We start from the raw sequence: 25,354 nt of genomic DNA on the forward strand, positions 1-25,354 counted from the left end.
TTGATGCGCTCTTTTTTATTCGTGTTCGCGCTTCAGGGCAGGGAACAAAATCACATCGCGAATGCTGGGGCTGTCGGTTAGCAACATCATCAAGCGGTCAATGCCTATGCCGCAACCGCCAGCAGGCGGCATGCCGTATTCCAAGGCGCGAACAAAGTCGTGATCAAAGAACATGGCTTCGTCGTCGCCGCTGTCTTTGGCATCGACTTGCGCTTGGAAGCGAGCCACTTGGTCTTCGGCATCGTTGAGTTCGGAGAAACCATTGCCAAATTCGCGGCCAGTGATGTAAAGCTCAAAACGCTCAGTGACTTCGGGGCGTTCGTCGTTGGCGCGGGCCAAGGGTGAAATTTCGGTGGGATGTTCCATGATGAACGTGGGCTCCCACAGTTTATCTTCGACAGTTTCTTCAAAGTACAACACTTGCAAACCTGCCAAAGATTTCTTGGACAGATTGTTTTTGGCTTCGCTCATTCCCAGTTTTTGCAAGGCTTGGGTGAGCCACGCTGCATCGTCTACTTTGTCGCCGGCTTCGGTGTGTTTCACAATGGCTTCACGAATGGTGAGGCGTGCAAAAGGCTTGGCCAAATCGACAGGCTTGCCAGCGTAAGAAAGCTGCAAATGGCCGACGGCTTTCATAGCCGCATCGCGCACCAATTCTTCGGTAAATCCCATCAAGTCTTGGTAGTTCCAGTACGCCGCATAGAACTCCATCATGGTGAATTCTGGGTTGTGGCGAACGGAGATGCCCTCATTGCGGAAGTTGCGATTGATTTCAAACACGCGTTCGAAACCGCCTACCAACAAACGCTTCAAGTACAACTCTGGCGCAATGCGCAAGTACATTTCTTGATCAAGCGCATTGTGGTGGGTTGCGAATGGACGTGCATTGGCACCGCCAGGAATAGGGTGCAACATTGGTGTTTCAACTTCTAAGAAGTTGTGCTTGACCATGAAGTCGCGAATGCCACTGACGGCTTTGCTGCGTGCTGTGAAGCGTTTGCGCGCTTCTTCGTCCATCATCAAATCAACATAGCGTTGACGGTATTTGATCTCTTGATCGGCCACACCGTGAAACTTATCGGGCATAGGGCGCAAACTCTTGGTAAGCATGCGAACGCTTGAAGCATGCAATGACAACTCGCCCATCTTGGTTTTGAACAGGTAGCCTTCTGCAGCCACGATGTCGCCCAAATCCCAGTGCTTGAAATCGTTGTAGGCTTCTTCGCCAATGTCATCGCGAGTGATATAAATTTGAAATCGACCTGTGGCATCTTGCAGCGTGGCAAAGCTCGCCTTGCCCATCACACGCTTGAGCATCATGCGGCCTGCAATTTTGGCGGTGACGGGGGTTACGCCTTCGCCCTTCAGTGCTTCGGATGCTTTGTCGCCATGTGCTGCGGTGAGGTCGCCAGCACGGTGTTCAGGTTTAAAGTCATTGGGAAAGGCCACGCCCTTGCCCTGGGCTTGTGCTTCACGCAGGGCTTTGAGCTTGCTGCGGCGTTCTGCAATCAGTTGGTTCTCGTCAACGACGGGTGTGGTTTGATTTTCTGCTGGCGTGTCTGACATGAAGGGCACTTCGGTTGAGGGGGTGTTCAAAACCCGTAAAAACGCTGAATGACAGCGCGAACCCCTTATTTTACGATTCCTTCGGGCTGCCGCTATCATCGCAAGGATTGGAGGAATTCTGTGTTTCTACAAATTATCAATTTGATCTTGGATGTTGCCACTGGCTTGGTGGGCGGAGCTTGCCTGATGCGCTTGGTCATGCAATGGCAGCGTCTGCCATTTCAAAATCCAATTGGCCGCTTTGTTTTTGCAGTGACCGACTGGTTGGTGATGCCTCTCAGACGCTTTTTGCCAGCACTTGGACGCCTTGACACATCCAGCTTGGTAGCAGCCTGGCTGATGAAGTTAAGTCATGTCACGGCCATGTGGATACTGGGCGGCTCACAAGCCGCATTTTTGGGTATTTTGGTAGCCAGTTTGTTTGGCGTTATGCACTGGCTGGTCTCAGGTTTGAGCGTCATCATTTTGCTTTATGCCATTCTGTCTTGGGTTCAGCCAAACAGCGGCAGCATGATGCTTTTGTCTCGTTTGGTCGAGCCCTGGCTGGCGCCCATTCGCAATGTCTTGCCACAGCCTGGTGGCATTGATTTATCGCCCTTGGTGCTACTGCTTATTTTGCAAATTGCCGGCATGTTGCTGGCAGGTTTGCAACACGGTGGCTTCTGATTTCAGCCACCTTAAGTTCGCCATTTTAGCTGACTGCGTCGGCTGATTGGCGTGTCAACATGGCCAAGGTGTTGGCCACAGTTAATTTCAGTTCACGCCTGTCGCAAATGAAGTCGATGGCGCCTTTTTCTTGCAAGAACTCGGCGCGCTGAAAGCCTTCGGGTAAGGTCACGCGCACGGTGCTTTCAATCACGCGGGGGCCCGCAAAGCCAATCAGGGCCTTGGGTTCAGCAATGACCACGTCGCCCATGAAGGCGAATCCTGCAGACACACCGCCCATGGTGGGGTCGGTGAGCACGCTGATGTAAGGCAGGCCCTTTTTGGCCAATCGGGTAAGGGACGCGTTGGTTTTGGCCATTTGCATCAAGGACAACAAGCCCTCTTGCATACGCGCACCACCTGTAGCGGTAAAGCAAATGAAGGGCACTTTTTGATCGATGGCGGTCTCGACACCGCGCACAAAACGCTCCCCAACCACGGAGCCCATGCTGCCGCCCATGAAATCAAATTCGAAGCAAGCTGCCACCACATTGATGCTGTGAATTGAGCCGCCCATGACCACCAAGGCGTCGGTTTCGCCGGTGTTGCTCATGGCTTCTTTGATGCGCTCGGGGTACTTGCGACTGTCTTTGAATTTCAAAGCGTCGACAGGCACCACTTCTTGGCCAATTTCATAGCGGCCTTCGTTGTCCAAAAAGTTGTTCAAACGGGCGCGTGCGCCAATGCGGTGATGGTGACTGCAGGTGGGGCAAACGTTTTGGTTTTGCTCCAAGTCAGTTTTGTAGAGCACGGATTCGCACTGGGGGCACTTGATCCACAAGCCTTCAGGCACGCTGCGGCGGTCGGCCGGGTCGGTGTGCAAAATTTTTGGGGGAAGCAGTTTTTCGAGCCAACTCATGTCGAGGTCCTTATGGGTTGTTTCAGGCGTCCATGGCCTGGCGAATGCCACGCAAAAAGTCGCCAGCCACAGTGGCGACTTTATCGCGAGGTTCATTTTCTATCAACTGGATGATTTTGCTACCAATCACGACGGCGTCGGCCACTTTGGCAATGGTTTGGGCTGTTTGGGCGTCGCGAATGCCAAAGCCAACACCCACCGGGATGCTGACTTTCTGGCGAATTCGGGGCAGCATGGCTTTTACTTCGTCGGTGTTGAGTGCGCCCGAGCCTGTTACGCCCTTGAGCGACACGTAATACACATAGCCACTGGCCACATCGGCCACCTGTTGCATGCGCTGGTCGGTGCTGGTGGGGGCCAGCAAGAAAATAAGGTCCATGTTGTGGGCGCGCAGTTTGGCGGCAAATTCAACGCATTCTTCGGGCGGATAGTCCACCACCAAAACGCCGTCGATGCCCGCTGCTGAGGCGTCTCGAATGAAGCCGTCTTTGCCGTGCTTTAGGTCGTAGCGTTCAATGGGGTTGGCATAACCCATCAGCACCACGGGCGTGGTGGAGTTGGTTTGTCTAAAGGCTTTCACCATGTCAATGACATGGGTGGTACCAATGCCAAACGCCAAGGCTTTGTCACCGGCTTTTTGAATCACGGGGCCATCGGCAGAAGGGTCGCTAAAAGGGACTCCCAATTCAATGACGTCTGCGCCTGCAGCCACCATGGCATGCATCAATTCGGGCGTGACGTCTGCAAAGGGAAAGCCGGCAGTGACGTAAGGAATGAGTGCCTGACGACCCGTGGCTTTCAGTTGTTGGAAGGTGGCTTCGATGCGGCTCATTTGACAAGCTTCACAATTTGTTCGCCCATGGCTAAGCCACCTTTGACACCTTGGCCTTGGCAGCTGGGGCGGCAATAGAAATCGGCTTGACTGAGGTCGGCCACAGTGCCGATGTCTTTGTCGCCACGGCCAGACAAGTTGACCAAAATGGATTGATCGGGCTTCATGGTGGCAGCCAATTTTTTGGCGTAGGCCACTGCATGGCTAGACTCAAGGGCGGGAATGATGCCTTCGGTGCGACACAGATAGTGGAACGCATCCAAGGCCTCTTGATCGGTAACGCCGACGTATTCGGCACGGCCAATGTCTTTCAGGAAAGCGTGTTCAGGGCCTACGCCTGGATAGTCCAAGCCCGCGCTGATGCTGTGCGTTTCTGTAATTTGGCCGTTGTCGTCTTGCAAGATATAGGTGCGGTTGCCGTGCAGCACACCTGGGCTGCCGCGCTGCAAAGAGGCAGAGTGTTTGCCACTTTCAAGTCCTTCACCCGCCGCCTCGACGCCTATCAAGCGCGTGTTTTTGTGGTTGATGTAGGGGTAGAAAATGCCCATGGCGTTGGAGCCGCCACCCACACACGCAATGACTGCATCGGGCTGCTGGCTGTGCAAGCCTGTTTGCGCCAAGAGGGTTGGCATTTGCTCAAGGCACTCATTTCCGATCACGCTTTGAAAATCGCGAACCATCATGGGGTAGGGGTGTGGGCCTGCCACCGTGCCAATGATGTAGAAAGTGTTGTCGACGTTGGCTACCCAGTCGCGCATGGCTTCGTTCAAAGCGTCTTTGAGGGTTTTGCTACCGGATGTAACAGGCACCACGGTGGCGCCCAAAAGTTTCATGCGATACACATTGGGGCTTTGACGCTTGACATCTTCAGCGCCCATGTAAACCACGCACTCCAAGCCATAACGCGCACAGATAGTGGCTGTGGCCACACCGTGTTGGCCGGCGCCTGTTTCGGCAATGATGCGCGGCTTGCCCATGCGCTTGGCCAACATGGCTTGGCCAATGGTGTTGTTGATTTTGTGCGCGCCTGTGTGGTTCAGGTCTTCGCGCTTCAAATAGATTTGTGCGCCGCCCACTTCACGGCTCATGCGGGCTGCGTGATAGATGGGGGAGGGACGACCTACAAAATGAGCCAGTTCGTATTGAAATTCGGCCAAAAACGCAGGATCGTTTTGGTACTTGGCGTAGGCCTCGCGCAACTCGAGGATGGCATGGGTCAGGGTTTCACTGACAAAACTGCCGCCATAGATGCCGAAGTGGCCAGAGGCATCGGGTTGATGATAGTCGTTCAAGGTGTTCATGTTATTCAATGGCATCGGCTGCTTTGACGGCAGCCACAAATTCTTGGATTTTTCGGGCGTCTTTGAGGCCTTTTTGGCCATCGAGCTCGACACCCGAGCTCACATCAACGGCCAAAGACAGGGCTTTGGGCCGAAGTTGACGAATGCCATCGGTCACATTTGCAGGCGTCAATCCACCACTCAAAACGAGGTGAGCGTTGACGTTTGGAGGAAGCTGTGACCAATTGAATGTTTTCCCGCCACCCCCATAACCGTCGACATGCGCGTCGAGCAGAATGGCCTGGGCATTTGAATAATCTTGGCAGAATTTTACCAAGTCAAACGAAGCTGTGTTTTCTGTTGGAATTCGGGCCGCCCGCCAGTAAGGACGTTGCACGGCTTGGGCCAATCGGTCGCACTCAAAGGGGGTTTCGTCGCCATGAAACTGGAGCAGTGCGTTGGGCACGGCACGGCAAGCCGCCTGCACTTCTTCAAGGCTAGCATTGACAAACAAGAGCACGGGCATGGTCTTCGAAGGCAACATCTTGGCCAAGGTGCCTGCCCGCTCAGGTGAAACGAATCGGGCGCTTTTGGGGTACATCACAAAACCAATGGCGTTTGCGCCAGCGTTGATGCAAGCCAAAACATCGGCTTCACGGGTGAGGCCGCAAATTTTGATGAGAGTGCTGAGGGGTGTTGAACTCATGGCAGCCAGTGAAAGGGCGGGGTGGTGGTTGGCAGACCCCATTTTGCATCGTAAACCGGACCCTGAAAATACAAGCCATCGGGCGAAAACGTGGGTGCCGCAGCATCACGGCGCTTGCTTTCAATCACCTGTGACATCCATTCTGGGGGCTGGAAACCTTGACCAATGGTGACCATGCATCCCATGATGTTGCGAATCATGTGATGTAAAAAGGCATTGCCTTCAAATTCAAAACGCCAATAGGGGCCATGTTTTAAGATGTCAATGCGCATCATCGTTTTGACTGGTGACAGCGCTTGGCAACTGCTGGCTCTGAAGGAGCTGAAGTCGTGTTCACCCAATAAATAGCGAGAAGCTTGGCGCATGGCTGCTTCATCCAAGGCGCGATAGACCCAACCAGCACGGCCAAACTCCAGGCTGGGCCTGACCGGTGACTCCAAAACAATGTAGGCGTATCGACGTGAAAGTGCGCTGCCCCGTGCATGGAAATCTGAAGAGACTTCTTGGGCCCATTGCACAGAAATATCATCTGGCAAATACCGGTTGGTGCCGCGTACCCAAGAAGACATGTCGCGGTTCAATTCAGTGTCGAAATGAACCACTTGCATCAGGCCATGGACACCGGCATCGGTTCTGCCAGCACACAAGGTTGTGACTTTTTCAGTCGTGAATTCTTTCAGCGCCTTTTCCAATTTGTCTTGGATGGTGAGGCCTGTGCTCTGGCTTTGCCAGCCTTGATAGGGCTGACCGTTGTAGGTGATGCCCAGCGCGATTCTCACTGCAGAGTCTCGGTGCTAGCAGTCGATCTGACACTGCCAGGTGATTTAGGAGAAGACGAATTTGAATCTAAATCCAAATTGAGTGATGCGATGTCTGCCGGCATTGCCAGTCGAATATCGGATGGGGCATTCACAGGCGACTTGACCAAGTCTGACTGAGGCTCCAGGGTGCTTAAGGTGTTGGATGACTTGCGACTTTGAATGCGCAGGCCTGCCCAAACAGCCAAGACCCCCAGCAAAGTGAGTGCAGCCCACAGATAAGAGTTTTTCTGAGGAGACTCTAAGAGTTTGTTTAAATTGAGCAGTCCACTGCCGCTCTGGGTTGACTGATTGGCAGCGGCAGCCGGTGCTTGACCAACGCTGATGGGCGCGGTTGCATTGAGTTGAACCAACTGGTTGACATTGCTTTGCAGCATGTCCAATTGTTTTTGAGCATCAGACAAAGCACGCTGTGCTGCCAATCTTGTTTCAGCGTTTTGTTTTTCGATGCTGGCTTGCGAGAGTTTCAGTTGATCAACCTTGGCTTGGGTGGGTGTCTGTTGCTCTTGATCTTGCCCCACTTTGCCGGACATTTGCCTGCTGGGTGCTTGGCCTTTGACTGTTTGAGTATTTTGGGCAGCAGCCTGAGAGAATGCGATGAATTCTTTTTGTTGTGCAAGCAAAAATTGGCGAGCATCTTCAGAGTCAATGGCACGAACAGCTGTTTGAGAAGGCGCTTTGAGAACAGCGCCTGCACGCAGCAAATTCACATTGCCTTGAATGAAGGCATCTGGCTGACTTTTTAACAAGGCCACCAACATTTGCTGCATGCTCATGTCTTGTGTGAGCCACTTTTGAATGATTTGACTGGCGCTCTCACCTTGTTGCACGATGTGCTCTGCAGCTGGAGCCTGTTGGACTTGAGGCAAAGCATTGGCTGCCTGGGGCAATTGAATGGGTGCGTCTGCTCTGAGAGGCGCCGGCTTGAGCATGAGAGTAAAGGCCTTGACCCATTTGCCCGATGCCGTTTGAGCTTCTATCAAAAGATCGACAAAATGATCGGAAAAAGCTTGTGAGCTTAACAAGCGTATGCGTTTACCGCCATCGCTTGATTCAAAGAGTTCAACTTTGATTTGACCTATGGCGGGAGAGAAAATCAAACCCAATTGCTCAAATCGTTCGGCTGGCGCAACTTTCACAGCCAATTGAGACCATTCATCTGCTGTGGCACTTAAAACGCTGATCTCGGCGCGCAAAGGTTCGCCTTTGTAAGACTGCACTTCGATGCCTGCCAGAGACAGGGCTTGCACACTCAAACTCAAGCTGCACAAGCTAAGTCCCAAAATGCAAGTTAAAGCCGCACGGGCCTTGGCATGGAGGCTGAGGTAGCGATTCATGCGCGCTGAGTCGGTGAAGATTGGAGGCCTTAGGCCGCCAACAAAATGCGCAGCATGCGGCGCAGTGGTTCTGCAGCACCCCAAAGCAACTGATCGCCAATGGTAAATGCACCCAGATACTCAGGCCCCATGGCCAACTTGCGAATGCGACCCACCGGAATGGTCATGGTGCCAGTGACAGCCACAGGTGTGAGGTCTTTCAAGGTGGCTTCACGGGTATTGGGAACCACTTTGACCCACTGGTTGTCGGCGGCGATCATGGCTTCAATGTCTGCCACAGGCACGTCTTTTTTCAACTTGAAGGTGAGGGCTTGGCTGTGGCAGCGCATGGCGCCTACTCGAACGCAGAAACCATCGACCGGGATGGCTGAAGAATTGAAGGCTTCGCCCAGGCCCAAAATTTTGTTGGTTTCGGCCATGCCCTTCCACTCTTCTTTGGACATGCCGTTGCCTAAGTCTTTGTCGATCCAAGGAATGAGGGAGCCGCCCAGGGGAACGCCAAAGTTGGTAGTTTCTTCGCCGGTGAGGGAGCGTTGCTTGTCGATGATCTTGCGATCGATTTCCAAAATAGCGCTTTTGGGATCGTCCAACAAAGCTTTGACTTCGGCGTTCAATGTGCCGTATTGCGTGAGCAATTCACGCATGTGTTGTGCGCCGCCGCCCGAAGCTGCTTGATAGGTTTGAGTGCTCATCCATTCGACCAAACCAGCTTTGTACAAAGCACCCACACCCATCAACATGCAGCTCACTGTGCAATTGCCGCCAATCCAATTTTTCCCGCCATTTTTCAATGCCGTTTGGATGACGGGCATGTTGACCGGATCCAAAATGATCACGGCGTCTTTGTCCATTCGCAAAGTAGAGGCAGCGTCAATCCAGTGGCCGTTCCAGCCGGCAGCCCGCAGCTTGGGGAAAACTTCGGTGGTGTAGTCGCCGCCTTGTGCGGTGATGATGATGTCGCAACGCTTTAAGGCATCGATGTTGAATGCGTCTTGCAGCGTTGTTTCGTTTTTGGCCATGGCGGGCGCTTTGCCGCCAGAGTTGGAGGTGGAGAAAAACAAGGGTTCGATCAACCCAAAGTCGCCCTCGGCTTGCATGCGGTCCATCAAAACGGAACCGACCATGCCGCGCCAGCCTACAAGTCCTACCAATTTCATGTCATCACCCTTTCAATTTAATTTTGAGATTCCGACTCGTCGAGCCGGAAGGGCATGACGAGTTTTGAGCTGTTAGCTCTTTGTCGTTTTTGTAATGGCTTTCACAACAGCCTCACCCATGTCGCGGGTACTGACTTTTTGTGTGCCTTCAGACCAGATGTCAACCGTGCGCAAACCTGAGGCAAGCACAGACTTCACGGCCGTCTCAATGCGATCGGCAGCTTCGGCTTGGTTCAGTGAAAAACGTAACATCATGGCAGCTGACAGTATTGTAGCCAATGGGTTTGCAATACCCTTACCAGCAATATCGGGGGCACTGCCATGGCTGGGCTCGTACAAGCCTTGGTTTTTGCTGTTCAAACTGGCGGAGGGCAACATGCCAATAGAGCCTGTGAGCATGGAGGCTTCGTCGGACAAAATATCACCAAACATATTGCCCGTGACCACCACATCGAATTTCTTGGGTTCTTTGACCAGTTGCATCGCAGCGTTGTCAACGTACATGTGATCGAGCGCAACGTCGGGGTATTCTTTGTGCACATCGGTGACCACGTCTTTCCAGAACTGGAATGTCTCAAGCACATTGGACTTGTCAACACTGGTGACTTTCTTGCTGCGCTTGCGGGCGGCTTGGAAGGCCACGTGCGCAATGCGCTCAATTTCGGGGCGCGAATAACGCATGGTGTCAAAAGCCTCTTCAGCGCCTGGGAAGTGACCATCGGTGGCCACGCGGCGGCCCCGTGGTTGACCGAAATAGATGTCGCCAGTAAGTTCCCGAATGATAAGGATGTCTAGCCCGGAGATGAGTTCTGGCTTGAGGCTGGAGGCGCCGACCAATTGCTCGTAGCAAATGGCAGGGCGAAAGTTGGCAAACAGACCTAAGTTTTTGCGCAAGCCCAAAATGGCTTGTTCAGGACGCAAGGGGCGATCGAGTTTGTCGTATTTCCAATCGCCCACAGCGCCAAACAAAATAGCGTCTGATTCTTTGGCCAACTTCAAAGTAGATTCTGGCAAAGGGTGGCCGTGCGCTTCGTAAGCGGCGCCGCCTACCAGAGCTTCTTCCATTTCGAATTTCAAGTCGAGCGCATGCAAGACCTTGACGGCCTCTGCAACGATTTCGGTACCAATGCCGTCACCCGGCAAAACTGCAATTTTCATGATATTTCTTCTTAAATTCGGTGATTAAGCGACGTGGGCCAGCCAAGGTTTGGTGGCCAAGCGTTCTGCTTCAAAAGCTTTGATCTTGTCTGAATGACGCAAGGTCAAACCGATGTCGTCCAGGCCATTGATCAAGCAGTATTTGCGGAAGGCTTGTACTTCAAACGGAATTTCTTCGCCTTGAGGGCGAACAACCACCTGGCGTTCTAAGTCGATGGTGAGTTGATAGCCGGGAAAGGCTGCAACTTCGTCAAACAACTGGGACACCACATTTTCTGGCAACACAATGGGTAACAGACCATTTTTGAAGCAGTTGTTAAAAAAGATGTCTGCGTAGCTAGGTGCGATGACCGCACGAAAACCGTATTGGTCAATGGCCCATGGAGCATGTTCGCGAGACGACCCGCAACCAAAGTTTTTGCGGGCCAACAAAATAGAAGCACCTTGGTAGCGAGCTTGGTTCAAGACAAAATTTGGATTGGGTTTGCGGCTGGCGGGATCTTGACCAGGATAACCTGCGTCCAAATAACGCCACTCGTCAAACAAGTTGGGACCAAACCCGGTCTTGCGAATGGACTTGAGAAATTGCTTCGGAATAATGGCGTCAGTGTCGACGTTCTCGCGGTCCATCGGAGCCACGAGGCCTTTGTGTACATTGAATTTTTGCATGTTGGTTCCTTGATCTTTTGTGCGATGCGTTCGTGATCAGTGGCGTTTAGGCAAACTGACGAATATCCACAAAGTGACCATGAATGGCAGCCGCCGCGGCCATGGCGGGGCTCACCAAGTGTGTGCGACCGCCAGCACCTTGACGACCTTCAAAATTTCGATTGCTGGTGCTGGCGCAACGTTCTCCGGGCTCGAGTCGGTCGGCATTCATAGCCAGACACATAGAGCAACCAGGCTCGCGCCATTCAAAACCAGCAGCTTTGAAAATTTCGTGCAAGCCTTCGCGTTCAGCTTGCTCTTTGACCAAGCCAGAACCTGGGACCACCAAGGCCAACTTCACACCTTTGGAAACTTTTTGGCCCAATTTTTTCACCACAGCTGCGGCTTCGCGCATGTCTTCTATGCGGCTGTTGGTGCAAGAGCCGATGAACACTTTGTCAACAAAAATATCGTTGAGCGCTTTGCCAGGTTCAAGGCCCATGTAGGTCAGGGCACGCTCAATGGCGCCGCGCTTGTTGGCGTCTTTTTCTTTGTCGGGATCGGGCACGATGCCGTTGATGCCCAGCACCATTTCGGGTGAAGTACCCCAGGTGACTTGCGGCACGATGTCGGCTGCATTGATTTCAACCACGGCATCAAAATGCGCGCCCGCATCGGATTGCAATGTTTTCCAATAAGCCACGGCATGGTCCCATTCCACACCGGTGGGCGACAGCAAGCGTCCTTTGACGTAGTCAATGGTATTTTCGTCTACAGCCACAAGACCAGCGCGCGCGCCAGCTTCAATGGCCATGTTGCAGACGGTCATGCGACCTTCCATGGACAAAGCACGAATGGCTGAACCACCAAACTCGATGGTGTAGCCAGTACCGCCGGCGGTGCCAATTTTGCCAATGATGGCCAGCACGATGTCTTTGCCAGTGATGCCTTTGGCTACAGAGCCCTCTACCTTGACCAACATGTTTTTGGCTTTCTTGGCCAGCAATGTTTGTGTGGCCATGACGTGCTCAACTTCGCTGGTACCAATACCGTGCGCCAAGGCGCCAAAAGCGCCGTGCGTGGAAGTGTGTGAGTCGCCGCAGACCACCGTCATGCCTGGCAGTGTGGCACCGTTCTCTGGGCCAATGACATGCACGATGCCTTGGCGCTTGGACATGAAGGGAAAGAAGGCAGCAGAACCAAACTCAGCGATGTTGCTGTCGAGGGTGGTGATTTGCTCTTTGCTGACAGGGTCTGTGATGCCGTCGTAGCCCAATTCCCAGCCGGTGGTGGGGGTGTTGTGGTCTGCCGTGGCCACAATAGAGCTCACACGCCAAACTTTGCGGCCGGCCTGGCGCAAGCCTTCAAAGGCTTGTGGGCTGGTGACTTCATGAACCAGGTGTCGGTCAATGTACAAAACGGAAGTGCCGTCTTCTTCTGTGTGGACGACGTGTTCGTCCCAAATTTTGTCGTAAAGCGTGCGTGCCATGGTGCTTCCTAGGGTCTAGCCCTGCATTTTAAGCTGAATGCATGAAAAAAGCCCGCGGATCGCGCGGGCTTTTAGGGGCTGGGCGAAGCTTATTTCGCGCCAGGCACGTTAAGGCGGGGTGAGCCCGTAAACAGCTGACGGGGACGGCCGATTTTGTACTCGGGGTCGCCAATCATTTCATTGAGTTGAGCAATCCAGCCTACAGTGCGTGCCAAGGCGAACACACCGGTGAACAAATTCACTGGAATGCCAATGGCGCGTTGCACGATGCCAGAGTAGAAATCGACGTTGGGATACAACTTGCGTGAAACGAAATAGTCGTCTTCCAAAGCGATTTTTTCAACTTGCTTGGCCAATTTGAACAGGGGGTCGTTTTCCAAGCCCAGCTCAGCCAACACTTCGTTGCAAGTTTCTTGCATGAGTTTGGCTCGGGGGTCGTAGTTTTTGTATACGCGGTGACCAAATCCCATGAGCTTGACGCCAGAGTTTTTGTCTTTGACTTGCTCCATGAACTCGCCCACTTTGGAGATGCCGCCCATTTTCTGGATGTCGTCCAACATTTTCAAGCAGGCCTCATTTGCACCGCCGTGAGCGGGGCCCCACAGGCATGCCACGCCAGCTGCAACGGCGGCGAATGGGTTGGTACCCGATGATCCGCACAATCGAACCGTAGAAGTAGATGCGTTTTGCTCGTGGTCTGCGTGCAAGATGAAGATGCGATCTAGGGCACGCTCGAGCACGGGATTGACGACGTAGTCTTCGCAAGGCACGCCAAACATCATGCGCAAGAAATTGCCGGAGTATGACAGGCTGTTCTGCGGGTACATGAAGGGCTGACCCACGCCGTATTTATAGGACATGGCCACCAAGGTTGGTAATTTGGCAATCAAGCGAATGGCCGAAATTTCGCGGTGCTCTGGGTTGTTGATGTCGGTGCTGTCGTGATAAAAAGCAGACAAAGCGCCTACCAAGCCAGTCATAACAGCCATCGGGTGTGCATCACGGCGGAAGCAACGCAAGAAAAATTGCATTTGCTCGTTCACCATGGTGTGGTTGTTCACCAGCTTGTGGAAATCGGTGCTTTGCTTGGCATCTGGCAACTCGCCTTTCAGCAGCAAGTAGCAAGTGTCCAAGTAATCGCCATGGTTGGCCAATTGTTCGATGGGGTAGCCGCGATAGAGCAATTCACCTTTGTCGCCATCAATGAAGGTAATGGCCGATTGGCAAGAGGCCGTCGACAAGAAGCCTGGGTCATAAGTGAACATGCCAGTTTGGCCATAAAGTTTTCGAATATCGATCACATCAGGACCAATGCTGCCGCTGTAAACGGGCATTTCAATGCTAGGGCTGCCGTTACTGAACGACAGGGTGGCTTTGTTGTCAGCAAGTTTCATGATTCAATTTCCTCTGTTAATCAGTCAATTTACATTGTTTTAATTGCAATTTGCTTGCAAACTTCATTGCAGTAGCATCGTCAGCACTTCGCTAACCTCTTCAGATTCTATGTCCGAGCCTAGGGGTTTGCGCCTCATGAACAAATCCATCAGATCGTTGTCAGACAGGTCCATCAGCACATACATGCCGCGTGCTTGTCCCACTGTCATCTGAGGGGCAAAACGGTTGAAAAATCGCTCGATGAAAAGATCGTTCTCCAACAAGCCGCGCCGGCAACGCCAACGCAGCTTGCTCAGAGCGCGCTCACCCAAAGGGGTGTGGCGATCCAATCCTTCGAGCAGTTCATCTCCCATTTTGATCGACTCTTTGTGTGATCTGGATTAAACGGCGCGACGCACCATCATCTCTTTGATCTTGCCAATCGCTTTGGTGGGGTTGAGGCTCTTCGGGCACACGTCCACGCAGTTCATGATGGTGTGGCACCGGAACAAGCGATAGGGGTCTTCTAAATTGTCCAAGCGCTCGGCCGTGCCGTGATCGCGGCTGTCAGCCAAGAAGCGGTAAGCCTGAAGCAAACCAGCAGGGCCCACAAACTTATCGGGGTTCCACCAGAAGCTGGGGCAAGAAGTAGAGCAGCTGGCGCACAAGATGCACTCATACAAGCCATTGAGCTCTTCGCGCTCTTCAGGGCTTTGCAGACGCTCTTTTTCGGGCGGAATGCTGTCGTTGATCAAGTAGGGCTTGATGGAGTTGTATTGCTTGAAGAATTGCGTCATGTCGACGATCAAGTCGCGCACCACGGGCAAACCAGGAAGGGGTTTCAAAACAATCTTGCCAGGCAAAGTGAGCATGTTGGTGAGGCAAGCCAAACCATTTTTGCCGTTGATGTTCATGGCGTCAGAGCCGCAAACACCCTCACGGCAAGAGCGGCGGAATGACAAAGTAGGGTCTACTTTTTTCAACTTCATCAAGGCATCTAGCAGCATGCGCTCGTTGCCATCCAATTCAACCTGAATGGTTTGCATGTAAGGCTTGGCATCCTTGTCTGGGTCGTAACGATAGATTTCAAATGTACGTAATGTCATGATTCAACCTTCAGGAATTTAGAACGTCCGGACTTTGGGTGGCACAGAGTCCACCGTGAGCGGTTTCAAGTTAACGGGCTTGTAGGTCAGGCTGTTGTCGTCGCTGTGCCACAAGGTGTGTTTCATCCAGTTGGCGTCGTCACGACCCAATGGCGCGATAGGATCATCAGCAGGACGCTCGTAATCGCTCACAGTATGAGCACCGCGGCATTCTTTGCGAGCAGCAGCAGACACCATGGTGGCTTGTGCGCACTCGATCAGGTTGTCTACTTCCAAGGCTTCAATGCGTGCTGTGTTGAAAACTTTGGATGTGTCTGTCAAGCCAATGGCGTTCACGCGTTCGCGAATTTCGGCAATCTTGACAACGCCTTCGTCCATGCCGGCTTGCGTACGGAACACCGCAGCGTGTTTTTGCATGGCAGCGCGCATGTCGTTGGCCACATCTTGTGCGTACTCGCCTTTGCGGCCTTCCAAGCGGTTGAGGCGCGCCAAGGTGAAGTCGGCCGCATCGTTGGGCAAATCTTTGTGTGACTTGGTTTTGCTGGCGAAATCAACGATGTGGTTGCCAGCGGCGCGGCCAAAAACCAACAAGTCGAGCAAGGAGTTGGTACCCAAGCGATTGGCGCCGTGAACGCTCACGCAGGAGCATTCGCCCACAGCATAAAGGCCGTTGACCACAGCGTTGTGACTGCTGGCAGTCTGCGTGACCACTTGGCCATGAACATTGGTGGGAATGCCGCCCATCTGATAATGAATGGTGGGCACCACAGGAATAGGTTCTTTGGTGATGTCGACGTTGGCAAAGTTGACGCCAATTTCGTACACGGAAGGCAAACGCTTGTGAATGGTTTCTGCACCCAAGTGGTCCAGTTTCAACAACACGTAATCTTTGTTGGGGCCGCAACCGCGACCTTCTTTAATCTCTTGGTCCATGGCGCGTGACACGAAGTCGCGTGGCGCCAAGTCTTTCAATGTAGGTGCATAGCGCTCCATGAAACGCTCGCCATTGCTATTGAGCAAAATAGCACCTTCACCGCGGCAACCTTCTGTGAGCAACACACCGGCACCGGCCACGCCGGTGGGGTGGAATTGCCAAAATTCCATGTCTTCCAAAGGAATGCCAGCGCGTGCTGCCATGCCCAGACCGTCGCCGGTATTGATGAAGGCGTTGGTGGAGGCTGCAAAGATGCGGCCAGCACCGCCGGTGGCTAACAGCACAGTCTTGGCGTGCAAGATGTGCAAGTCGCCGGTTTCCATTTCTAAGGCGGTAACACCCACCACGTCGCCTTCGGCGTCGCGGATCAGGTCAAGGGCCATCCACTCCACGAAGAAGCTGGTTTTGGCTTTGACGTTTTGTTGGTACAAGGTGTGCAGCATGGCATGACCTGTGCGGTCGGCTGCAGCGCAAGCGCGTTGAACGGGCTTTTCGCCATAGTTGGCGGTGTGGCCGCCAAAAGGACGCTGGTAAATGGTGCCATCGGGGTTGCGGTCAAAGGGCATGCCCATGTGCTCAAGGTCGTAGACCACCTTGGGTGCTTCACGGCACATGAATTCAATGGCGTCTTGGTCGCCCAACCAGTCTGAGCCCTTGATGGTGTCATAAAAGTGGTAGTGCCAGTTGTCATCAGACATGTTGCCCAATGAAGCGCCAATGCCACCTTGCGCAGCCACAGTATGTGAGCGGGTAGGGAATACTTTGGAGAGCACGGCAACGTTCAAACCAGCACGCGCCAGTTGCAAGGAGGCGCGCATGCCAGAGCCGCCTGCGCCGACGATCACAACGTCAAATTTGAGCGTGGCGATCTTGTCTTTGGTGTAAGTCATGGTGTTTGAGTTCTTGTATGAGAGGTGAGGTTTCAAGACCTGAGAAGTTTCAATCGGTGCTGAACAAAATCAAAGACGCCACAATGCCTGAACAGACCAGCCTGCACAGCCGATGAGCCAAACCAGGGAAGCGACATGCAAGAAGAGACGCAAAGCAACGGGTTTGACGTAGTCCATCCAAATGTCGCGAATGCCAATCCAAGCGTGGTAGAGCAATGACAAGATGGTGACGAAGGTCAAGAACTTCATCCATTGAGAGGCAAAAATACCAGCCCATTGCTCGTAACCGACAGGGCCACTGGTGAAAATAAACTGAACCAGAACCAGCAAAGTGAATGCAGCCATCAAGGCTGCAGTGATGCGTTGTGCCAACCAGTCGCGGAGGCCATAGCGAGCGCCCGTGGTGACGCGTTTAGAGCCGTAATTTACTGACATTTGATCTGCTCCTGATTAGTAAAGGCCAAACAACTTGGCGGCCAAAATAACAGTCAGCCCTAGGCTGAGAACCAAGGTGGCGACGGCTGAAGACTTGCCAAACTCTTTGGTAACGGCGTGAAAAGTATCCATGTACAGGTGGCGAATGCCAGCAATGAAATGGTGCAAATAAGCCCAAATGATGGCCAAAGCCACCAGCTTCATGAACCAACCTGGAACAAAGCCGATGCCCACATTGAAGGCTGCCGCGAAACTTGCAAATGAAATTTCGGAAGTGATAGATGAGTCAAACATCCAAATAATGAAAGGCATTAACAAGAACATCAATGCGCCGCTGACACGGTGCAAGATGGACACCCAACCCGCTGCAGGCAAACGGTAGCTGGGCAAATCGCTGATGGCATTGATGTTGCGAAATTCAGGCCTCTTACGGGCAGTTTCGGTCATTTTTTAATCCTCTTTGATAACTTCATTGGCATTTTGATTTGATTGGCGGATTCTATTGCAATGCAGCAAACTGAAATTGCTATTCCCTGAAGAATTGTAGGAAGTTGCTCTCATGGCGCTGGTGTTTTTTCAAAAGTCGCCTTGGCGTCAATTTAATGCATTGTGATAGTGGTGGGTATTTGTCACATAAAAGCCTCTGCGCAACTCCATGGGGGTGTCGTTGTAAGTGAAGGCTGTGCGTTCAACGCTCAAAAGCGGGGTATGAGGTTTAATTTCTAGCAATTTGCATTGCGCAGCGTCTGGCACCACGGCTTTGATTTTTTCTTCTGCACGGACCATTCTGACCCCAAATTCGGTTTCAAACAAAGCATACATGGGGCCGTCGTATTCACTCAGGCGTTCAGCGGTAAGCCCCTTGAATGGCGCACCGGGAAGCCAAAGGTGTTCCAAAATGGTGGGGCTACCGGCAAATAACAAGACCCGACTGACTTGAAGCACCGCATCGCCGTTTCGGATGGCCAATGCCCGACTGATTTCGGCATTGGCCCTGAGTCGCTTGCAGTCTATGATTTTTCTTTGAGCAGGGCCTTCGCTTTTGGGATTGCCCGAGTCGGGCATGAGCTTGAGAAAACGGTATTGCACTTGTTGCTCGGCGTGGGTGGCAACGAAAGTGCCTTTGCCCTGCCTGCGAATGAGCAGATTGCCACTGGCCAACTCATCGATGGCCTTGCGCACAGTACCCTGGCTGACCCGGTAACGAGCGGCCAATTCCATCTCACTGGGAATACCTTCCCCGGGCTTCCACTCGCCAGATTGAAGGCTTTGAAGAATCAGCCCCTTAATTTGCTGATAAAGCGGGCTGAAAGCTGGCGCAGCAGAGGCGGCATCAGTCAATCCAGAGGCATCAACAGAGAAAACTTGAGAGGTCATTTCAATTGCCCTGCAAAAGGGCTTGCTCAAAAATTGGAGCAATGATATCTTATATAAGACATAAGACAAATTGACTTTTCAAGGTTTTCGCGAGTACACTCGAAAGCTGTTTGCCCGTACGCACTTTGCATGGCGTACCCGTCTGGAAACTCCAGACGACCCGGTTGGCAGTGAATGCCAAGATGGGGTCGGCGAAGTCCGTTTTCTTATCACTATCTGGAGTTCACACCATGAGCAAAAAGCCCGTTCGCGTCGCCGTCACAGGAGCCGCTGGTCAAATTGGATACGCATTGTTGTTCCGCATCGCTTCTGGCGAAATGCTGGGCAAAGATCAGCCTGTGATCTTGCAATTGCTTGAAATTCCAGACGAAAAAGCCCAAAAAGCCCTCAAGGGCGTCATGATGGAATTGGACGATTGCGCGTTCCCTTTGCTGGCAGGTATGGAAGCCCATTCTGACCCCATGACAGCGTTCAAAGACACTGATTACGCCTTGTTGGTGGGCTCACGTCCCCGCGGCCCTGGCATGGAGCGTGCTGAGTTGCTGGCTATCAATGGTGCCATCTTCACGGCACAAGGCAAGGCCTTGAATGCAGTAGCCTCCCGCAACGTCAAAGTCTTGGTGGTTGGCAACCCTGCCAACACCAACGCCTACATCGCCATGAAGAGCGCCCCCGATCTGAAGCCAGGTAACTTCACTGCCATGCTGCGTTTGGACCACAACCGCGCGGCATCACAAATTGCTGCCAAAACTGGCAAAGCCGTTGCCGACATTCAGAAGCTGTGCGTTTGGGGCAATCACTCTCCCACCATGTACGCAGATTACCGTTTCGCCACCATCAATGGCGAATCTGTGAAGACCATGATCAATGATCAAGAATGGAACGCCAATGTGTTCTTGCCTACTGTTGGCAAACGCGGCGCTGCCATCATTGAAGCTCGCGGTTTGTCTTCAGCGGCTTCTGCGGCCAATGCCGCAATCGACCACATGCGCGATTGGGCCCTGGGCACCAACGGCCAATGGGTCACCATGGGCATTCCTTCACAGGGCTGGTACGGTATTCCCAAAGACGTGATGTTCGGCTTCCCAGTCACATGCGCCGACGGCGAATACAAAGTGGTGGAAGGTTTGGACATTGATGCATTCAGCCAATCTTGCATCGACAAAACTTTGAAAGAGTTGACAGACGAGCAAGCCGGCGTGGCGCACTTGCTCTAATCAACAAACACTTTCGTGAAACATCCGCGCGACATACTGTTGGGTTCACAAGCGGCAAGCAGCGTATTGCCTGTTTGTGATCACTACAGTGGTGTCGAAGTGCGGATGCGCAAAAGCTTGCAGCTGCAAGCTGAGATGACGCAAGAGTTTGGCGCGTGCGTTTTCGATGTCACTTTGGATTGTGAAGATGGTGCCCCTGTTGGGGGTGAAATTGAGCATGCCCATTTGGTCAAAGAAATTGCAGCCAACGCAGCGCCAGAGGCCAGGGTAGCGGTTCGCGTGCACCCAGTTGATCACCCTTCATTTGAGAGCGATATCACCCTCATTGTGGGTTCTGCTCAGCACAAGTTGCGGCACGTGATGATTCCCAAAGTGGAAACGGTTGCTGATGTGGAGGCTGCTGCAAAGGCGTTGAATCAGGTGGGAGCCTCTAGCCTTCCCTTGCATGTGCTAATTGAATCTCCTGCCGCAGTGCACCGTGCTTTTGAAATTGCAGCACATCCTCGCGTGCAATCCCTGAGTTTTGGTTTGATGGATTTTGTGTCTGCCCATGGCGGCGCCATTCCATCGAGTGGCATGGGCGTGCTTGGACAATTTACACACCCTTTGGTGGTCCGAGCCAAATTGGAAATAGCCAGCGCTTGCCATGCGCATGGCAAAGTGCCTTCTCACTGCGTGGTCACTGAGTTCAGTGATTTGGAAGCCATTAAAGTGGCTGCCACAAAGGCTTCACGTGAATTGGGTTACACCCGCATGTGGAGCATTCACCCAGCCCAAATTCGTCCTGTATTGGAAGCCTTGGCACCCAGTGATCACGAAATTGAGCAAGCGGCCGATTTGATATCAGCTGCGCGCAACGCCAATTGGGCACCAGTTAGCCATGGGGGTCAGTTGCACGACCGCGCCAGTTATCGTTTTTTTTGGCAAGTGCTAGAACGTGCCCATCAAACTGGCAGACATTTGCCAGAGTCAGTCGAGTTGTATTTCGGGGAGACCTCATGCGCAGCATGAAGCATCTTGCCTCGATGGTTTGGAGCTGCTTGTTCGGATTCGGCCTGGCTACCTTGGCCTCTTCGGCATATGCGCAAACAGCGTCATCCAGCCGATCCGTGAAATCGGCTGAGCAACCCTTGGGGGCGCAAGAGCTCAGTATTGCAGAACGCGTTCATGTGGGACATTTGCCTTGTGAGCTTGGCGCGTCGGTGCGCATGACGGCCGATAAAAAAACCCCTGGCTACTTTAACTTGCAAGGCAAGGGCTACAAATACCGAATGAAACCCGTGCCCACCAGCACGGGTGCCATCCGATTGGAAGATGAAAAAGCAGGCGCAGTTTGGCTGCAGCTAGCCAACAAATCCATGCTCATGGATCAAAAGAATGGACGTCGATTGGCCGATGAATGCGCCCACCCAGATCAGGTGGCATTTGCCAATGACATGAAGGTCAATCCACCACCAGCCTTGATTGATGTCAGCAACACAGCTGCGTCTGACCAACGCTAGCGGGTGTCGTTTGAAAATTTTGGATGTATCAATTTTTTAGTTAGACAGGAGAAAAAAATGTTGAAAGCCTACCGTGACCACGTTGCAGAACGCGCAGCGCTTGGAATCCCACCATTGCCGCTGGATACCAAGCAAACAGCTGAACTGATTGAATTGATCAAAGCGCCGCCACAAGGCGAGGACGCTTTTTTATTGGACTTGCTCACGCACCGTGTTCCCCCTGGTGTTGACGATGCAGCCAAAGTCAAGGCGTCTTTCTTGTCAGCCGTTGCACACGGAGACGTCAAAATTGCATTGATCAGCAAAGCCAAAGCCACTGAGTTGTTGGGCACCATGGTGGGTGGCTACAACGTCAAGCCTTTGATTGATTTGCTGGACGACAAAGAAGTGGGTGCAGTGGCCGCTGAAGGTTTAAAGAAAACATTGTTGATGTTCGACTTTTTTCACGACGTTGCAGAGAAATCGAAGTCAGGCAATGCCCACGCAAGTGCCGTGATCAAGAGCTGGGCCGATGCCGAGTGGTTCACTTCACGCCCTGAGGTGGCCAAAAAAATCACGGTCTCTGTGTTCAAGGTTCCTGGTGAAACCAACACCGACGATCTGTCACCTGCACCAGATGCTTGGAGCCGCCCCGACATTCCACTGCACTATCTGGCCATGTTGAAAAACACTCGACCTGATGCTGCTTTCAAACCAGAAGAAGATGGCAAGCGCGGCCCTATGGCCTTCATTGAAGAGCTGAAGAAAAAGGGTCACTTGGTGGCTTATGTGGGTGATGTGGTTGGCACAGGCTCTTCACGCAAATCAGCCACCAACAGCATCATCTGGGGCTTTGGTGAAGACATTCCTTTTGTGCCCAACAAGCGCTTTGGTGGTGTGACTTTGGGCGGCAAAATTGCTCCCATTTTCTTCAACACGCAAGAAGACTCTGGCGCCTTGCCGATTGAAGTCGATGTTTCCAAATTGGAAATGGGCGACGTGATTGATGTCCTGCCTTACGAAGGCAAGATCATGAAAAATGGTGCTTTGCTCACAGAGTTTGAACTTCGCAGCGACATGTTGTTTGACGAAGTTCGTGCAGGCGGTCGTATCAATTTGATCATTGGTCGTTCATTGACAGGCAAGGCCCGTGAGTTCTTGGGCTTGCCCACTTCGTCCTTGTTCCGTTTGCCTAAGGTGCCCACTTCGACCAAAGCCGGTTTCACTGTAGCGCAAAAAATGGTGGGCCGTGCATGTGGTTTGCCAGAAGGACAAGGCGTTCGCCCCGGTACCTATTGCGAACCTAAGATGACCACTGTGGGCTCACAAGACACCACGGGCACCATGACTCGCGACGAGTTGAAAGACTTGGCTTGCTTGGGCTTCAGTGCCGACATGGTGATGCAGTCTTTCTGCCACACAGCGGCATACCCCAAGCCTGTTGACGTGAAAATGCACCACGAACTGCCAGCCTTCATGAGCAACCGTGGCGGTGTTTCTCTGAAACCGGGCGACGGCATTATTCACAGCTGGTTGAACCGTTTATTGTTGCCCGACACAGTGGGCACAGGTGGCGACTCCCACACACGTTTCCCCATCGGCATTTCTTTCCCTGCAGGCTCAGGTTTGGTGGCCTTCGGCGCAGCAACTGGCGTCATGCCCCTCGACATGCCTGAATCTATTCTGGTTCGTTTCAAGGGCAAGATGCAGCCTGGCATCACATTGCGCGATTTGGTTCACGCTATTCCTTACTATGCCATCAAGGCGGGTTTGTTGACAGTTGCCAAGTCTGGCAAGATCAATGAGTTCTCGGGTCGCATTTTGGAAATTGAAGGCTTGCCAGATTTGAAAGTGGAGCAAGCGTTTGAATTGTCCGATGCATCAGCGGAGCGCTCAGCAGCGGGCTGTACAGTGAAGCTCAACCCAGAACCTGTCAAAGAGTACTTGAACTCCAACATCGTGTTGATGAAGAACATGATTGCGCAGGGTTACAACGACAAGCGTGCACTTGAGCGTCGCATTAAGGCCGTCGAAGCGTGGTTGGCCAACCCCAAGCTGCTTGAAGCGGATGCCAATGCCGAATACGCCCACGTGCTTGAAATTGACATGGACCAGCTCAAAGAGCCTGTCTTGTGCTGCCCTAACGACCCAGATGACGCCAAGTTGTTGTCTGATGTGGCCGGTACCAAGATTGACGAAGTCTTCATTGGTTCTTGCATGACCAACATTGGTCACTTCCGCGCAGCCTCTAAGTTGCTTGAAGGTCGTCGTGACATTCCCGTGAAGTTGTGGATTGCACCGCCCACCAAGATGGACGCTGCCGAATTGACCAAAGAAGGTCACTACGGTGTGTTTGGCGCTGCGGGCGCACGCACTGAAATGCCAGGCTGCTCTTTGTGCATGGGCAATCAAGCCCAGGTTCGAGAGGGCGCAACGGTGGTGTCTACTTCAACACGCAATTTCCCCAACCGCTTGGGCAAAAACACCAATGTTTATTTGGCCTCCTCTGAGGTGGCAGCCATCAGCTCCAAACTGGGTCGCATTCCCACCACAGAAGAGTACCAAGCGAGCATGACTGAAATTAACAAAGATGGAACTCAGATCTACAAGTACATGAACTTCGACAAGATCGAAGAGTACGCAGAAGTAGCCAAAGGTGTTGCAGCCTAAATCTGCTCACTCATCCTCTTGCGCAAGCCCAAAAGATCTCGGTCTTTTGGGCTTTTTTAACAGCTCATCGCTTTTTGCAATCAGATCGTTGCAAAATCAAGTTTGTGAAAAACTCGATGATCATTGTGGGGGGCGGAATTGGCGGACTGGCCGCTGCTTTGGCTTGTGGTCTGGTGGGCGCGCGCGCGCATGTGCTTGAACGCGCAGCCAATTTTTCTGAAGTTGGTGCGGGCATACAACTGAGCCCCAATGTCACACGCACCTTGCATGCCTGGGGCTTGGCTGAAGAGCTCAAGGGTATCGGGTTTGCACCGCGCAAGCTTGAAGCCAAAGATGCCCAAACGGGACTTGTGATTGGCAGCTTGCCCTTAGGGCAACGAAGTCAAGAGATTTATGGCGCGCCTTATTTCACGGTTCACCGCGCAGATTTGCATCGTCTTCTTTTGCAAAAAATCAAACGTTCAGGTCTTGCTGATTTAAGTCTTCATTGCCAGGTGGATGAGGTCATTGAGCTAGACCCCATGCAGGTCAGTGTGCTTCAGTTGGCAACAGGCGTGAGAGAGGTTTTTGAAACCGATGCCATGGTGGGTGCAGATGGTCTTTGGAGTGCAACGCGCCAAATGGTGGTGCCTTCAACACCACCCAGAGTGACGGGCTTGTTGGCCTATCGAGCGCTTGTGCCCATGCAATCAATTCCAGAAAAGCTTCGGTTCAAAGACGTGAATGTTTGGCTCGGTCCTCGACTTCATGCTGTTTTGTACCCTGTTCAAGGCGGTGATTTTTTGAACATGGTCATCGTAGTTCAAGGGCCCTTGCCATCAGCGATGGAAGAATGGGATCACGCCGCCAACAAACAAGACTTAGAAGCCGCCATGGGCCCAGCTCACCCTCATCTCAAGGAGCTTATAGGGGCTGCACCCGCGTGGCGACTTTGGCCACTTTGTGATCGTGCACCAATGCAGGGGCCACATGAAATGGCCAAGGGGCGAATTGCTTTGTTGGGAGATGCTGCGCACCCCATGAGGCCGTTCTTGGCACAGGGCGCAGGCATGGCCATTGAGGATGCTGCTGAATTAGCCAAAAGCTGGTCGAGGAAAGACATGTCTGTGGCTGACCGCTGGAATGCATATGCGCATGCGCGTTGGGCTCGCAACGCTCAAGTTCAACAACGATCTATTCGAAATGGCCAAATTTTTCACCTGACAGGCCCGATGCGATGGGGGCGAAATTGGGCCATGAAGCTATTTGGCGAAACTTTGATGGACAGTCCTTGGCTCTATGCGGGGCCTTAGTCAAATATCCTGAATGACGCTTT

General features: G+C 52.7%; 24 protein-coding genes. 6 read left to right on the plus strand and 18 right to left on the minus strand.

Annotation, left to right across the window (positions count from 1 at the left end):
• Window positions 1-15: 15 nt before the first annotated feature.
• Entirely contained in the window at window positions 16-1,566 is a 1,551-nt protein-coding gene (gene lysS, locus B9Z32_RS07650) for a lysine--tRNA ligase (RefSeq protein WP_108420653.1), read from the minus strand.
• A gap of 120 nt (window positions 1,567-1,686) precedes the next feature.
• Between lysS and B9Z32_RS07655 the strand changes: the two genes are divergently transcribed.
• Window positions 1,687-2,232 (plus strand): YggT family protein, encoded by a 546-nt coding sequence (locus B9Z32_RS07655; RefSeq protein ID WP_108420654.1) that lies wholly within the window; start codon window positions 1,687-1,689, stop codon window positions 2,230-2,232.
• A 25-nt stretch (window positions 2,233-2,257) separates the two neighbouring features.
• On the opposite strand, the gene accD is transcribed toward B9Z32_RS07655, so the two are convergent.
• From accD to B9Z32_RS07740, 17 genes are all read right to left on the minus strand, one after another.
• Window positions 2,258-3,130: an acetyl-CoA carboxylase, carboxyltransferase subunit beta gene (gene accD / locus B9Z32_RS07660; RefSeq protein ID WP_108420655.1), complete on the minus strand. Its 873-nt coding sequence runs from the start codon at window positions 3,128-3,130 to the stop codon at window positions 2,258-2,260.
• A gap of 22 nt (window positions 3,131-3,152) precedes the next feature.
• The gene (trpA, locus tag B9Z32_RS07665) at window positions 3,153-3,962 is read right to left on the minus strand and encodes a tryptophan synthase subunit alpha (RefSeq protein ID WP_108420656.1); all 810 of its coding nucleotides are present in this window, start codon (window positions 3,960-3,962) and stop codon (window positions 3,153-3,155) included.
• A complete protein-coding gene (trpB, locus tag B9Z32_RS07670; protein WP_108421073.1) occupies window positions 3,959-5,254 on the minus strand; it encodes a tryptophan synthase subunit beta in 1,296 nt (431 codons plus the stop codon). Before trpB ends, trpA begins: the two co-directional genes overlap by 4 nt.
• Window positions 5,255-5,264: 10 nt before the next feature.
• On the minus strand, window positions 5,265-5,948 hold the full coding sequence (locus B9Z32_RS07675) for a phosphoribosylanthranilate isomerase (RefSeq protein ID WP_108420657.1): 684 nt from the start codon (window positions 5,946-5,948) through the stop codon (window positions 5,265-5,267).
• Entirely contained in the window at window positions 5,945-6,727 is a 783-nt protein-coding gene (gene truA / locus B9Z32_RS07680) for a tRNA pseudouridine(38-40) synthase TruA (protein WP_108420658.1), read from the minus strand. Before truA ends, B9Z32_RS07675 begins: the two co-directional genes overlap by 4 nt.
• Entirely contained in the window at window positions 6,724-8,103 is a 1,380-nt protein-coding gene (locus B9Z32_RS07685) for a FimV family protein (RefSeq protein WP_108420659.1), read from the minus strand. Before B9Z32_RS07685 ends, truA begins: the two co-directional genes overlap by 4 nt.
• 29 nt (window positions 8,104-8,132) lie before the next feature.
• Window positions 8,133-9,260 (minus strand): aspartate-semialdehyde dehydrogenase, encoded by a 1,128-nt coding sequence (gene asd, locus B9Z32_RS07690; protein WP_108420660.1) that lies wholly within the window; start codon window positions 9,258-9,260, stop codon window positions 8,133-8,135.
• 72 nt (window positions 9,261-9,332) lie between these two features.
• Window positions 9,333-10,418, minus strand: a complete 1,086-nt coding sequence (gene leuB / locus B9Z32_RS07695) for a 3-isopropylmalate dehydrogenase (RefSeq protein ID WP_108420661.1) — start codon at window positions 10,416-10,418, stop codon at window positions 9,333-9,335.
• Between the two features lie 24 nt (window positions 10,419-10,442).
• Window positions 10,443-11,087, minus strand: a complete 645-nt coding sequence (leuD, locus tag B9Z32_RS07700) for a 3-isopropylmalate dehydratase small subunit (protein ID WP_108420662.1) — start codon at window positions 11,085-11,087, stop codon at window positions 10,443-10,445.
• A gap of 46 nt (window positions 11,088-11,133) precedes the next feature.
• Window positions 11,134-12,555 carry a 3-isopropylmalate dehydratase large subunit gene (gene leuC / locus B9Z32_RS07705; RefSeq protein ID WP_108420663.1) on the minus strand — a complete coding sequence of 474 codons (1,422 nt, stop codon included), beginning with the start codon at window positions 12,553-12,555 and terminating at the stop codon, window positions 11,134-11,136.
• 89 nt (window positions 12,556-12,644) lie between these two features.
• Window positions 12,645-13,949 (minus strand): citrate synthase, encoded by a 1,305-nt coding sequence (gene gltA / locus B9Z32_RS07710; protein ID WP_108420664.1) that lies wholly within the window; start codon window positions 13,947-13,949, stop codon window positions 12,645-12,647.
• Window positions 13,950-14,012: 63 nt separating this feature from the next.
• Window positions 14,013-14,303, minus strand: a complete 291-nt coding sequence (locus B9Z32_RS07715; protein WP_108420665.1) for a succinate dehydrogenase assembly factor 2 — start codon at window positions 14,301-14,303, stop codon at window positions 14,013-14,015.
• Between the two features lie 27 nt (window positions 14,304-14,330).
• Window positions 14,331-15,035 carry a succinate dehydrogenase iron-sulfur subunit gene (locus B9Z32_RS07720; protein ID WP_108420666.1) on the minus strand — a complete coding sequence of 235 codons (705 nt, stop codon included), beginning with the start codon at window positions 15,033-15,035 and terminating at the stop codon, window positions 14,331-14,333.
• A gap of 18 nt (window positions 15,036-15,053) precedes the next feature.
• Window positions 15,054-16,859, minus strand: a complete 1,806-nt coding sequence (sdhA, locus tag B9Z32_RS07725; protein ID WP_108420667.1) for a succinate dehydrogenase flavoprotein subunit — start codon at window positions 16,857-16,859, stop codon at window positions 15,054-15,056.
• A gap of 69 nt (window positions 16,860-16,928) precedes the next feature.
• Window positions 16,929-17,294, minus strand: a complete 366-nt coding sequence (gene sdhD / locus B9Z32_RS07730; protein ID WP_108420668.1) for a succinate dehydrogenase, hydrophobic membrane anchor protein — start codon at window positions 17,292-17,294, stop codon at window positions 16,929-16,931.
• Window positions 17,295-17,309: 15 nt separating this feature from the next.
• A complete protein-coding gene (gene sdhC / locus B9Z32_RS07735) occupies window positions 17,310-17,741 on the minus strand; it encodes a succinate dehydrogenase, cytochrome b556 subunit (RefSeq protein WP_108420669.1) in 432 nt (143 codons plus the stop codon).
• Window positions 17,742-17,888: 147 nt separating this feature from the next.
• Window positions 17,889-18,671, minus strand: a complete 783-nt coding sequence (locus tag B9Z32_RS07740) for a GntR family transcriptional regulator (RefSeq protein WP_108420670.1) — start codon at window positions 18,669-18,671, stop codon at window positions 17,889-17,891.
• A 230-nt stretch (window positions 18,672-18,901) separates the two neighbouring features.
• On the opposite strand from B9Z32_RS07740, the gene B9Z32_RS07745 reads away from it, so the two are divergent.
• The 5 genes from B9Z32_RS07745 (at window position 18,902) to B9Z32_RS07765 (ending at window position 25,331) form a co-directional block, all read left to right on the plus strand.
• Window positions 18,902-19,888, plus strand: a complete 987-nt coding sequence (locus tag B9Z32_RS07745) for a malate dehydrogenase (RefSeq protein WP_108420671.1) — start codon at window positions 18,902-18,904, stop codon at window positions 19,886-19,888.
• 15 nt (window positions 19,889-19,903) lie between these two features.
• Window positions 19,904-20,899 carry a CoA ester lyase gene (locus B9Z32_RS07750; RefSeq protein WP_233248125.1) on the plus strand — a complete coding sequence of 332 codons (996 nt, stop codon included), beginning with the start codon at window positions 19,904-19,906 and terminating at the stop codon, window positions 20,897-20,899.
• Window positions 20,896-21,390, plus strand: coding sequence for a hypothetical protein (locus B9Z32_RS07755; protein ID WP_233248126.1), 495 nt, complete (start codon window positions 20,896-20,898; stop codon window positions 21,388-21,390). The genes B9Z32_RS07750 and B9Z32_RS07755 overlap by 4 nt, the downstream gene beginning before the upstream one ends.
• Window positions 21,391-21,447: 57 nt before the next feature.
• Complete coding sequence (gene acnB / locus B9Z32_RS07760) at window positions 21,448-24,039, plus strand: bifunctional aconitate hydratase 2/2-methylisocitrate dehydratase (protein WP_108420673.1); 2,592 nt, start codon at window positions 21,448-21,450, stop codon at window positions 24,037-24,039.
• 104 nt (window positions 24,040-24,143) lie between these two features.
• Window positions 24,144-25,331: an FAD-dependent monooxygenase gene (locus B9Z32_RS07765; protein WP_108421074.1), complete on the plus strand. Its 1,188-nt coding sequence runs from the start codon at window positions 24,144-24,146 to the stop codon at window positions 25,329-25,331.
• The last annotated feature ends 23 nt before the right edge of the window (window positions 25,332-25,354 follow it).

The sequence above is a fragment of the Limnohabitans sp. MMS-10A-178 genome, from assembly GCF_003063375.1.
Lineage (GTDB): Bacteria > Pseudomonadota > Gammaproteobacteria > Burkholderiales > Burkholderiaceae_C > Limnohabitans_A.